Consider the following 11,592-nt stretch of genomic DNA (forward strand, 5'->3'; position numbering starts at 1 on the left):
TCTTCACCTCTTAATGATGTTTTTTTTTAACTTGAACAAGAGTCGCATTCTTCAATCGTGCTTGACGTGGAACGGGTGTAATACGTTGTTTTCATTCCGGATTTCCATGCCTGGATGTGATAATTCAACAAGTCCCTTGCTTTAACTGTGTTTTGGACATATAAATTGAAGGAGATGGCCTGGTCGATATGGCGCTGCCTGGCTGCGTTTTGTTTTATGCTCCACAGCTGATCGATATGGAATGAAGACTTATAAAACCAGGTAGTTTCAGTGTTTAAATCGGGAACAGTTACCGGAATCTTATAATCCTTCTTTTCCTCGGAATACACCTTCCGGAAGATTGGGTCGATGCTGGCGGTGCTTCCGGCAATGATGGATGTCGATGCATTTGGTGCAACCGCCAACAGGTAGCCGTTTCGAATTCCATGTTCCTGTACTTTTTGCTGTAAGCCTGTCCAATCGAGTTCCGATTTTCCATCAATATATCCCCGTTTCCTGAAGTAGTCGCCATTTTCCCAATCAGAATCCCTAAATGCCGGATAAGCCCCTTTTTCATGGGCAAGATTCATGCTTGCTTCGATGGTCAGGAAGGCAATCCGTTCATATAGCTGGTCTGCAAAATTGACTGCTTCATCGCTTTCCCATTTGATATTGCTGATTACAAGCAGATGATGCCAGCCAAAAGTCCCAAGGCCAACTGCGCGGTATTTTTGGTTGGTTAATTGAGCCTGAAGAACTGGAATGGTATTTAAATCGATAACATTGTCAAGCATCCTCACCTGAATGGGGATAAGCCTTTCCAGCAGGCCGTCCCTGACTGCAAGGGCCAGGTTGATGGAGGAAAGGTTACATACCACGAAATCGCCCGGTGTTTTTACAGTAATGATCTTCCCATCTTCCGTATATTGTTCCACCATTATCGTAGGGCTTTGATTCTGTGTAATTTCCGTGCAAAGATTGCTGCAATAAATCATTCCGGCATGGGCATTCGGATTCATCCGGTTGACTTCATCCCTGTAAAACAAGTAGGGCGTACCAGTTTCAAGCTGGCTTTTCATAATCGACTTCATGATTTCTATCGCGGGCACCTCTTCTTTTGACAACTGAGGATGGTTGACACATTGCCAATACTTTTCCCGAAATCTGCCATTTCCGCGCAATTCGTCAAAATGGTCCTCCAGGGAAAAACCCATTATCGTCCGGACTTCATGCGGGTCAAATAAATACCACTGCGACCGTGATTCTACCTGTTCCATGAATACATCCGGCAGGCAAATTCCTGTGAATAAATCGTGCGTCCGCAATCTTTCATCACCGTTGTTAAGCTTGGCATCTATAAAAGAGAAAATATCTTTATGCCACACATCCAGGTAGACTGCGATGGCACCTTTGCGCTGGCCGAGCTGATCCACGCTCACTGCAGTGTTATTCAGCTGCTTCATCCAGGGGATAACGCCTGAGGATACCCCTTTAAACCCCTTGATATCACTTCCGCGGCTGCGGATTTTTCCAAGATACACACCAATGCCGCCTCCGGATTTTGACAAATTGGCAATATCGGTGTTGCTGTCATAGATACCCTGCAGGCTGTCATCCAGTGTATCGATAAAACAGCTGGAAAGCTGGCCATAGCTTTTTCCCGCGTTTGCCAGGGTTGGGGTGGCCACGGTCATATATAAATTGCTTAAAGCCCAGTAAGCTTCCAATACCATTTTGATTCTGTGTTCGCTCTTTTCCCGGGACATAAGTGTCATGGCGATGATCATAAATCGTTCTTGAGGCAGCTCGAACGTTTTTTTGTCGTAATCCCGCGCAAGGTATCGGTCTGCCAATGTCCGCAACCCTATGTATGTGAAAAGATTGTCCTTTTTGTGATCGATATAACTGCCAAGCTCATGAATTTCTTCAATGGAAAAATCATTGAGCAAGGATGGACTGTATATTCCTTCTGCCGTAAGTGAAACGATCAACGAATAAAAAGATGCATCACCAGATTTACAATGTCGGTTATATTTTGCCTCACGATATAGCTGTTGTAAGTAAAAACGTGCACAAACATATGTCCAATCAGGTTCGAATTCGGAAATATTAGAAAGGCCTTCAAGGATTAGCTGGTTCGTAATTTGCGAGATGGTAAGCGAATCTTTAAAAGAAAAAGAGGTTAATAGCCTTTGTTTAAAGGTTTGTCCATCCAGATGGGGAAAATCACGAAATGTTTCTTCTAGAGAAGATGCGAATCTCTCCTCTGAAAAAAGATTCCTGCTGCCGTCCTCTTTGATAAAAGTGCATTGCTGCGTTTGTTCAGCCATTTTGGTTTCCTCCTTAAAATGAAAAATCCACTCATGGGGAATGAGTGGATCAAACGACAGGATAAAAGGACAAAAAGACACGAAAGCTCTTACACCGTCGTTTCATCTTCCCAACCCCCGAAGAACGAGAAACTTTTATGCAATGTAAGGCAGGTCTCCTGACTTGTGTTCATCCTACTCCTGAGCCCTTCCCGTATCCCAGAGAGGATACAGTGGTTCACCCAGTTCGTCACACTTACAGTTGCGGGGACAGTTCCGGATTCACACCGGATTCCCTTTTCAGCCATAGCTGGCACCTTTACTTGCAGTTTCTATATGTAGTTTTATTGTAGAAATATTTATCAATATATTGTGTTTCCTGTTTTTTCTATCGTAATCTATCTATTTGAAAAATTCAACCCGGAAGCAAAAGAAATTTTTGCTTACAAAAAAACGACCTGAAACGATTATCTGTTCAGGTCATCAGAATCTTTTTCATAAGCTATTACTACAACATCTTTATGGGTTTGTTCGCTCAACTTATTTTCAAGCGATTTTATTTCATTTACCAAATTAGTTGACAAGTCTGCTGCTGTGTAGGATTTGTCATTTTTCAAATTGATCACTCCTTAGTTATAACATTTCCTTGTGAAAGCTAATTATTCTTTAAACGTAAAGCAAATAAACAAGCATAAAAAAGCGTGGCTCAAGATGAGTCCACGCTTTTTCGTATATGTTAAACTTACTGATTCGCAATTTTAGCGTCAGGCTTATCATAAATGGCAAGTTTCTTGATTAATGCCAAGCTGTCCTTATTCAGTCCATACACCCGTACGGACTTGCCATTTTCTTTGTATTTGATGATTACCTTATCTATAGCACCGACAGCTGAATCATCCCAGACATGTGAGCTGGAAAAATCAATAATGATCGTTTCAGCTGTTTCTTTGAAATCAAATCTTGAGACAAAATCATTTACCGAAGCGAAGAATAATTGCCCCTTAACATGATAGGTCCTGGCTTTACCATTCTCTGTCTTATCAACATAAACCTTGGATATTTTCACGGCAAAGAAAATCATGCTCAACAAAACGCCGGCGAATACACCTTTTGATAAATCATGTGAGTAGACCACAGTCGCTACTGTCACGAACATCACGATTGTATCCGTTTTTGGTACAAGATGCAGTTTGGTCAATGATGACCAGTCAAAAGTCCCGATTGAAACCATGATCATGACGCCAACGAGGGCTGCCATCGGGATTTTAATCAATACATCATTTAAAACAACAATCAACATCATTAAGAATATACCGGCTACAAACGTTGAGAGCCGGCCGCGCCCCCCTGATTTTATATTGATGCCGGACTGGCCGATCATGGCGCACCCTGCCATGCCTCCAAAAAAGCCGGCTACGATATTTGCTATGCCCTGTCCACGGGCTTCTTTGTTTTTGTTGCTGTCAGTATCTGTCAAATCATCTACAATTTGTGCTGTTAATAGTGATTCAAGCAGACCTACAAAGGCCAATGCAATTGAGTATGGCAAAATAATCGATAATGTCTCAAGATTCACAGGGATATCCGGCAGCATAAACATAGGAAGCGCCTGTTTTAGCTCACCCATGTCACCGACTGTACGGACCGAAGCCCCCGCTGCAATTGAAATAACCGTGATGATAATAATGGCAACCAGTGGGGAAGGGACGGCATTCGTAAACCTTGGGAATAGATAAATGATGGCCAAAGCGCCCGCAGTCATCGCATACATTACCCATGATTCGCCGACAAAATGCGGCAGCTGAGCCGTGAAAATTAAAATCGCAAGAGAATTGACGAATCCAATCATCACGGAACGGGGGATAAATTTCATAAGCCGTCCTATTTTACATACACCGAGAATGATTTGGATGATACCTGTCAAAATGGTAGCAGCCAATAAATATTGCAGACCATGGTCTTTTACCAGGTCAGCCATCACCAATGCCATCGCACCTGTTGCGGCGGAAATCATACCGGGCCTTCCGCCGACAAAGGAAATTACAACGGCAATACAAAAGGAAGCGTACAATCCAACCATCGGATCCACACCTGCAATAATGGAAAAAGCAATCGCTTCCGGAATCAGAGCCAAAGCAACGACAATGCCGGATAGGATATCTCCCCTAACATTGCCAAACCAATCCTGTTTAATTGTTTGTAACTTCAAAAGAACACTCCTTCTTTTATTTTAATTTGCTTAAGAAACTGCCAGCATAAGGCTAAAACATTCATAAGTGTTTAAAGATGGCTTTCAACTCTCATGAAAGCCGGGGCCGTTATCAATGCTATAGATTATATCATGTATCGCTATGAAGTTGTACTCAATATGAAAGCGGATAAAACCTTCTATTTTTATGAATTTCTTCGTTTTTCTCGGAATTTCTTAATTGCATAAATTCCAGCGGGAAATGTAAGAAAATCTTCAATTCATTTTGTATTTTAGTGGTACTATTGAAAGTAGAGATGAAGATGGAGGGGGACTGATTGTATGTTCCGGAAAATTTTACTGGCTGCAGACGGGTCTCATCATGCTTTGCGGGCCGCCGAAAAGGCTGCAGAAATGGCAACAATGAATGAAGCGGGAATCACAGTGCTGTATGTCGTCGATAGTTCCACGTCAAAAACTGATATCCTGCTGGAAGGGGATAGAGGAGCCGTTAACGATAGGCGCAGGCAGCGGCTCGCTCCTATTGAAAATCTACTGAATGAAAAAGATGTAACACATCAGGTTAAGATATTAAAAGGAGATCCAGGTCCCACAATAGTTGAGTATGTAAACCAGAATGGATACGACCTTGTAGTGATTGGCAGCAGAGGGTTGAACTCTCTCCAGGAAATGGTCCTTGGGAGTGTCAGTCATAAAGTAGCAAAGCGTGTGCAATGTCCGGTTATGATTGTGAAATAATGAGGTAGCCTTCTGATTGGCGAGCCTTTGATAAGGTGGAAAAAGAAGTATAGTTATGGTCACAGGATCTGGGTGACATGGGCGTTGCTTCACGATGGTGCGCACTTACTCTGTATTGTGGTTTGGTTTATGCATATGGAAAGTTTTATTTTTTCTTTACTACAAAACAAGATGCCCTGCTGGTTGCGAGGGCATTTGCTTTGTATCTATATTCTTTCGCTGGATGACCGGTCTTTCGTATCTTCCTTATCCTTTTCTTCCTCGCGCTCCATATCGATGTCTTCAAGCGGCAGGTCATCGACAGGCATGACAACCTGGTCTCTCTCCATTTGTTCTTCCCAGTTCTCTTTGAATGCTTTGGTTTTGTCGTTTCTTTCTCTCAAAACCTGGTCTTTTTCAGAATTTTTCATTGTCTTACCCTCCGTTTCCGTTTTTACCTCCTTTCCCGTTGAGGGCGAAAGTAAAACTTTCAAAAATGTCCTCATTTAGAACAGCATTTTTATCACAGACTTATCTCCTTAAGAGCAGTTTCTTATGGAAACTGGAATAATAGGAATAATAATGACAGGATATGTTGGTTTTTATCCCCCCTGAAAAAGGGTAATTGGAAGTGAGGTATGTGGGAAAGGTGGGGCTGACAGTGGAGTTTTTATTCATCCTCTTATATTTTCTGATTATCACTCTCGTCATTGAGATATCAGTGGTACTGTTTAATTTTACCGGAATGGAAACGAAAGTTTCGAGGTTTCAGGTTATATCGATGTTAACGGGCACCGGTTTCACGACAGATGAATCAAAGGTAATCATCGACCATCCGGTGCGCAGGAAGATTGCGGCATTCTTGATCTTATTCGGGGCATTCTCATTGGCGGTGATCATTTCTTCTATAAGTAATATCCTTGCTGATGACCTGCGGACCAAAGAGCTGTCATTTATTTGTGCGGGCCTTGTAATTTTTGTTGCGGTGTTGTACACCCCGTGGGTAAAAAAGCGGGCTACCATAAAGCTGGAGGAGGAAATGGAGCAACATTACCAGATGTTCGAGCGGCCGGTCAAAGATGTCCTGTATTTAGACGAAAATGATCTGGTTACGGACATCGTGGTTAGTGAAGGGTCTAAATTGGTTGGCAGGAAAATAATGGATATCATTATGAAAGAAGATGATATCAGCATTCTTTTCATCCAGCGCGGAAAGGTCCGGATCCGCCGGGAGCTTTACGACAGTGAAATCCAAGAGGGGGATCAGATTTACCTTTATGGAAATGGAAAGGAAATAGAAGAGAAATTTAAGAAAGAATTGGAACATACGAGACAAATGAAAGAAGATGGTGCAACCTAACAAAAGCTTTATACAGCAAAATAAAATTTCAAAGGGGGTTAACAAGCAACTTATTTGTTCCCTAAACAGTTAGAGACGGCAGCTCTGCAGAAAGGGTTGTTCGCTGTATTAAAAAAAATACAATTTGAAAAAGATTGTATAAATACGCTATGATATAGATACATTTTATAATTTGCTAAGCAAGCACTAAACATAAATGTGAGGGAGGTTTATGACCTTTCGCCAATAGTTGGCAGGCCTTATTTAATAAGCCGCCGTGGATAAAATCGCAATGGATGGGAATGAGCAGGCAATATGCTTTTACGGTGGTTTTGGAGGATTGTCCTCCTACTTGTTTTATTATACATAGTCCCATATTCGTGGACATTGATTTTCGCGCTGGTGACGGCAATGCTGCTTGAGGGTTTCATCAACTCCATCAGCAAAACGTTCAAGCTTAACCGGCTCTGGTCCGTTTTGATCGCTTTTATTGTGTACGTAGGCGGTTTGCTGGGTGCGGTATTCATTATCGTCTCTGTGTTGACGAAACAGATTATTACTCTTTCCCAAAAACTGCCCGGGGTCGTAAAGGACTTATATAATACTGCTGTTTTGCCATTTATCAGAAAATGGGAAAATTATTCTCAGTCGCTTCCAACCGATGTGATTCGTTCGGTTGAAGATGCGCTTGAAAGAGGCATTTCTTCCCTGGAGGCTTTTGCAAGGAATTTAGTTGAGGGTACTGTCCAGCTTGTTGCTGTAGTGCCGGGATTTTTGATTGAATTTTTAATTTATTTGATTGCCTTGTTTTTATTTTGTCTTGAGTTTCCTGTGATAAAAAGGAAGGCGAAGAACTTCCTGCAGGAGTCAACCTATCAGAAAATTTCCCTCGTATTTGTGGATTTGAACAAAGCAGGGATCGGCTTCCTAAGGGCCCAGCTTTTCCTAAGCCTGATCACATTTACAATGGCATACACAGGTTTATGGCTGCTTAAGGTACCATATACACTGTTATTATCGATTTTGATTGTAATTGTCGATATTCTGCCTATCCTCGGAACAGGTTCGGTTTTGGTGCCATGGGCAATCGTTGCCATGCTTCAGGGTAATCAGCATCTTGGAATCGGTTTGATCATCATGTTTATTGTGATCACCATCATCAGAAGAATCGTCGAGCCAAAGGTATACTCAGCAAGCCTTGGTTTGACACCATTAGCTGCTTTGGTCAGCTTGTACCTGGGCTTTAAGATTCTTGGCTTTGTAGGCTTGTTTTTAGGCCCTGCACTGTTGATCATATACGAAACCCTGAAAAAGGCCGGCGTCATAAAAAGAAATATTCTACTATAAACAAAAAAAGGCATAGGGACATTTTACAAAATTGTACCTTCGCCTTTTTTCATTTCCTTTAAATGTTTCGTTGTTTTGCCAAGTCCATTGCACTGTGTGCAGGGTCGGGAAAAAAACTGAAGGAATGGGACTCTCCCTTTTCCCTTGCATTGTCTGCAAATATTGATAACCTTCATTGTAATTCGCCTCCTTTAATTAGGGTTTCCGGGCAAGCCCGGGAAAATACATTTATGAAACAGGTCATTTATCATTTAATTTGTAATATGAGAGGGACACAAAAGCTAGGGTAGAATAGTGGTTATAATTCTGAAAAATCTGATTATTGTTACTTTTTACACTCTATCAAACGAACAACAAAAAAGTCTTATAGGGTGCTTCCCTAATGGTCGAATGAGAGGATGTGGCGCCAATCATGGTGCAAACGATTGTATTGTTTGTTTTAGCCGGATTGGCTGAAATCGGTGGAGGTTATTTGATATGGATCTGGTTACGGGAAGGTACAGCCTGGTGGTGTGGATTAATCGGGGCGGTTGTTTTAGTGATGTATGGGATCATTCCGACATTCCAGTCCTTTCCTTCGTTTGGAAGGGTTTATGCGGCTTATGGCGGCGTGTTTATCGTACTTGCCCTTCTTTGGGGATGGGCGGTAGAGAAGAAAACACCCGATTTATTTGATTGGATTGGGGCGCTTATTTGCCTGATTGGTGTCTCGGTAATTCTGTGGGGGCCAAGGACCTTTGAATAGATAACAAGCGGTATTTTTCCATTTATTATATGCCGGCTTTATGGAAAAGAATATTAACAGCGTATATGAAATTTATTTAACTTGAAAAATATACTTTTGCCTTATTAATATGTATTTACACTCTTCAGCATAAAAACAACTATATTATTTAACAAGTCGTAATTCTTTCGTTTAACTATTGTTCGAGTTGTATTTGTTGCTCCCAGGAAGTTTTTTGATCGTATTCCAAGCTTCAATTGATTCTCTGCGAAAAAGTTACGTATAAATTGATTATATTCAAATTGGGGAGCTATCTTTTTCTCGTATTGCCAGTCCTTTTTTTCGTGCTTCTTCATGCCAGGCATTTACAACACCACGATACGTCTTTCCTACATTGTTTTTAAAATAATTCTGAATATAAATAGAAATTAAGGAGATTGACATGACAACCATCAATTCTAATCTTTTTTATGGTGAACGGGTAAAACTTGCATTAGCTAGAGATGAAGACGTTGAAATCATGGTGCAGTGGGGAGAAGATGCTGAATATCTACGTAATGTAGACACAGAAATAGCTTTTCCTAAAAATCAAGAACAATTGGCTGCTGAAGGGAAAGCGGGCTCAAATGAAGTATATTTCCGACTGAGAACAATTGAAGATGATGATTTAATCGGATTTGTTGCAATCCATAGCATAGAATGGAACAATCGCACGGGTCTTATGGCAATTGGAATTGGAGATTCATCTAATCGTAATAAAGGTTATGGGACGGAAGCGTTGAAGCTAATACTTCGTTATGCGTTCCATGAATTAAATTTAGACCGGGTCGGTTTGGAAGTTATTGAATATAACAAAAGTGGAATAAGAGCATACGAAAAGGTTGGTTTTCAACAGGAAGGCAGAAAGAGATCGGTTGTTTATCGGGATGGAAAAAGATATGATATAATCGTTATGGGAATTTTACGTCCCGAATGGGAAACCGTATCAAAGTAATCTAGGGAAGGACCCTTTTCATTTAGTTGAAATTTTATAGAATTGTATGGTAAGTTTCAGTGAATTAAGGATGCTTTCGTGAAAGTCAACAGATACTGTTGGCTTTTTTTGTTGCGCTTACGGTAGCTATTGTGCCATCAAATATTCAACGAATGATTTGGCTTAGATTTTTCTGAAAAAATAAAAAAATTTGAGCTAAATGACAGTCTAGTTTGTCTAATGAGTGTAAGAGATAAATCGGAGAGGGTGAATGATAATCATCAGGTTAGTGAAAAAAGCTCAAAATGGGGATGATAAAGCCTTTTTAAGGCTTTTCCAACAATATGAAGAAGATGTATACCGTATGGCTTACGTATATGTCAAAAATGAAAGTGATGCTTTAGATGTAGTTCAAGAAGTGGCATATCGGTCATTCAACAAAATAGAAACATTGAAAAATCCAGAGTATTTCAAGACGTGGTTGATAAAAATTGCTATCACTTGTTCCATTGATTTAGTCAGAAAGAATAAAAAAGTGGTCCATCTGAAGCCAGAGTATGATGACTTTATTGGCATGGAGGATGAGGATGTACCTCTTTCAATAACACTTAAAGAATTGCTGGAACAGTTAAATGAAGATGAAAAAACTATTGTAATTTTAAAATACTATGAGGATTATTCATTCAAAGAAATAGCAGCCTTGTTTAATATGCCTGTAGGAACAGCAAAATCGGTGTTATATCGTGCTTTAGGCAAGCTTCGAAAACAATTTAAGGAGGCTGATCTTTATGAGTAATATAAAACAAGAGTTAGAGAAAATTAAGATTCCAACAGAATTACACGAAAGAACAAAGCTTGGCGTACAAAAAGCAAAATTAGAGAGACAAGGATATAGTGGAGAAATTAACAGCTCAAGTAAGGTCAGTGCTTTAAACAAACAAAGAAGACTGTACAAAAGAATTTCAATGGCTGCAGCAGCTTGTCTGATAGCTGTTTCAACAATAACTTATACTCCTGTATTAGCCGCTATTCAAGAGGTATATGACAAAATATTCTCGAGTAAGCATATTGATGATAAAGGTGTAAGGACGGCAGTCAATCTAGGTGAGGGTCAAACTGTTGATCAAACTTTTTATGATGAAAAACATGACATAACAGTGCATTTTGAGAGGGTAATGACGGATGATAGGGAGACCAAGCTCTTATTCACTTTTAAAAGTAAAAAAACAAATCTAAAAAACTTTTATATAGACATCTTCGAGGGTAAAAGTTCTATCCATCTGGTTGCCGGAGACGAAAAAAGGATGCCATTGGATCATGTAGGTTGGGGAAGCAGATATTACGACAGTAAAGAAAACAAAGTGGCCGAAGCGTTATCTTTTGAATCAATTAAGGAATATGAAGGACAAAACCTTCGTTTAGAAATTCAAAATTTAACAATTTATGAGGAAAACCAGACACGCAGCATAGAGACGATATGGCCAATTGATTTCAAGCTGGATCATTCTGCCATTTCAGAAAGAAAAACGATACAAGTAAATAAAGATTTCAATTTTGGAAATGAAACATACAGGATTAAGCAGGTAGAGTTTTCAGCCCTGGAAACTAGAGTCGTAGTCACTGGGTCTGACACTAAACTCCTAAAGGATGAACGTGGAATGGAATACAAAGTGATGAGCAAGTTGGAACATCAATTCCTTAATGCAAGAAAAATAGATAAAAAATACGGTTATATCATTGATAATGAAAAATCTGGTGTTTTTTTGAAATCAGCTGGCGAAAAAGTTGTTCCAGTTTTTAGTAAGGGTGAAGTAGCGGGCGCAGATAATGAATATATGATGATTTTCGCTCCCGTTAAGGATCGCCAGGACTGTATTCTTGAAGTGGGTGATGATATTAAAATACGATTGACTAAGTAGATCCATAAATATTGAATCGAACACATTTTTTCTGTCACTAAATGTGTTACTGCAAGATCAGCTGCTCTTTTATGGG

The 11,592-nt window shown here is 40.2% G+C and carries 11 protein-coding genes, 1 pseudogene and 1 riboswitch; of the genes and pseudogenes, 7 read left to right on the forward strand and 5 right to left on the reverse strand.

Annotated features, from left to right (window positions below; all coding sequences use genetic code 11):
- Positions 1–26: 26 nt before the first annotated feature.
- From D0466_RS15775 to D0466_RS15780, 3 genes are all read right to left on the reverse strand, one after another.
- Positions 27–2,309: a ribonucleoside-diphosphate reductase subunit alpha gene (locus D0466_RS15775; RefSeq protein ID WP_117323503.1), complete on the reverse strand. Its 2,283-nt coding sequence runs from the start codon at positions 2,307–2,309 to the stop codon at positions 27–29.
- Between the two features lie 131 nt (positions 2,310–2,440).
- Positions 2,441–2,624, reverse strand: a riboswitch (cobalamin riboswitch).
- Positions 2,625–2,755: 131 nt separating this feature from the next.
- Positions 2,756–2,905, reverse strand: a complete 150-nt coding sequence (locus D0466_RS22600; protein WP_199484574.1) for a hypothetical protein — start codon at positions 2,903–2,905, stop codon at positions 2,756–2,758.
- A gap of 125 nt (positions 2,906–3,030) precedes the next feature.
- Positions 3,031–4,497, reverse strand: coding sequence for a SulP family inorganic anion transporter (locus D0466_RS15780; RefSeq protein ID WP_117323504.1), 1,467 nt, complete (start codon positions 4,495–4,497; stop codon positions 3,031–3,033).
- Positions 4,498–4,818: 321 nt separating this feature from the next.
- On the opposite strand from D0466_RS15780, the gene D0466_RS15785 reads away from it, so the two are divergent.
- A complete protein-coding gene (locus tag D0466_RS15785) occupies positions 4,819–5,235 on the forward strand; it encodes a universal stress protein (protein ID WP_117323505.1) in 417 nt (138 codons plus the stop codon).
- 206 nt (positions 5,236–5,441) lie between these two features.
- Here the strand turns inward: D0466_RS15785 and D0466_RS15790 are convergent, their stop codons facing one another.
- Positions 5,442–5,645: a hypothetical protein gene (locus D0466_RS15790; RefSeq protein ID WP_117323638.1), complete on the reverse strand. Its 204-nt coding sequence runs from the start codon at positions 5,643–5,645 to the stop codon at positions 5,442–5,444.
- 230 nt (positions 5,646–5,875) lie between these two features.
- Between D0466_RS15790 and D0466_RS15795 the strand changes: the two genes are divergently transcribed.
- From D0466_RS15795 to D0466_RS15805, 3 genes are all read left to right on the forward strand, one after another.
- Positions 5,876–6,574, forward strand: a complete 699-nt coding sequence (locus D0466_RS15795; RefSeq protein WP_117323639.1) for a TrkA C-terminal domain-containing protein — start codon at positions 5,876–5,878, stop codon at positions 6,572–6,574.
- 294 nt (positions 6,575–6,868) lie between these two features.
- Positions 6,869–7,900 (forward strand): sporulation integral membrane protein YtvI, encoded by a 1,032-nt coding sequence (ytvI, locus tag D0466_RS15800; RefSeq protein WP_117323506.1) that lies wholly within the window; start codon positions 6,869–6,871, stop codon positions 7,898–7,900.
- Positions 7,901–8,312: 412 nt separating this feature from the next.
- On the forward strand, positions 8,313–8,645 hold the full coding sequence (locus D0466_RS15805; protein ID WP_117323507.1) for a YnfA family protein: 333 nt from the start codon (positions 8,313–8,315) through the stop codon (positions 8,643–8,645).
- A 171-nt stretch (positions 8,646–8,816) separates the two neighbouring features.
- Here D0466_RS15805 and D0466_RS23045 read toward each other — a convergent pair.
- A pseudogene (locus tag D0466_RS23045) lies at positions 8,817–9,050 on the reverse strand (DUF6434 domain-containing protein); the annotation flags it as partial.
- Between the two features lie 16 nt (positions 9,051–9,066).
- On the opposite strand from D0466_RS23045, the gene D0466_RS15815 reads away from it, so the two are divergent.
- The 3 genes from D0466_RS15815 (at position 9,067) to D0466_RS15825 (ending at position 11,516) form a co-directional block, all read left to right on the forward strand.
- On the forward strand, positions 9,067–9,618 hold the full coding sequence (locus D0466_RS15815; protein WP_117323508.1) for a GNAT family N-acetyltransferase: 552 nt from the start codon (positions 9,067–9,069) through the stop codon (positions 9,616–9,618).
- 250 nt (positions 9,619–9,868) lie between these two features.
- Positions 9,869–10,393: a sigma-70 family RNA polymerase sigma factor gene (locus D0466_RS15820; RefSeq protein ID WP_117323509.1), complete on the forward strand. Its 525-nt coding sequence runs from the start codon at positions 9,869–9,871 to the stop codon at positions 10,391–10,393.
- The gene (locus D0466_RS15825) at positions 10,386–11,516 is read left to right on the forward strand and encodes a DUF4179 domain-containing protein (RefSeq protein ID WP_117323510.1); all 1,131 of its coding nucleotides are present in this window, start codon (positions 10,386–10,388) and stop codon (positions 11,514–11,516) included. Before D0466_RS15820 ends, D0466_RS15825 begins: the two co-directional genes overlap by 8 nt.
- Positions 11,517–11,592: the final 76 nt, after the last annotated feature.

The sequence above is a fragment of the Peribacillus glennii genome, assembly GCF_003429105.1.
GTDB classification, from domain to species: domain Bacteria; phylum Bacillota; class Bacilli; order Bacillales; family DSM-1321; genus Peribacillus; species Peribacillus glennii.

Bases quoted from the DNA above. Each gene is read 5' to 3' on its own strand.
- D0466_RS15775 (WP_117323503.1), bottom strand. From the start codon at position 2,309: ATGGCTGAACAAACGCAGCAATGCACTTTTATCAAAGAGGACGGCAGC.
- D0466_RS15785 (WP_117323505.1), top strand. From the start codon at position 4,819: ATGTTCCGGAAAATTTTACTGGCTGCAGACGGGTCTCATCATGCTTTG.
- D0466_RS15790 (WP_117323638.1), bottom strand. From the start codon at position 5,645: ATGAAAAATTCTGAAAAAGACCAGGTTTTGAGAGAAAGAAACGACAAA.
- ytvI (WP_117323506.1), top strand. From the start codon at position 6,869: ATGCTTTTACGGTGGTTTTGGAGGATTGTCCTCCTACTTGTTTTATTA.
- D0466_RS15805 (WP_117323507.1), top strand. From the start codon at position 8,313: ATGGTGCAAACGATTGTATTGTTTGTTTTAGCCGGATTGGCTGAAATC.
- D0466_RS15815 (WP_117323508.1), top strand. From the start codon at position 9,067: ATGACAACCATCAATTCTAATCTTTTTTATGGTGAACGGGTAAAACTT.
- D0466_RS15820 (WP_117323509.1), top strand. From the start codon at position 9,869: ATGATAATCATCAGGTTAGTGAAAAAAGCTCAAAATGGGGATGATAAA.
- D0466_RS15825 (WP_117323510.1), top strand. From the start codon at position 10,386: ATGAGTAATATAAAACAAGAGTTAGAGAAAATTAAGATTCCAACAGAA.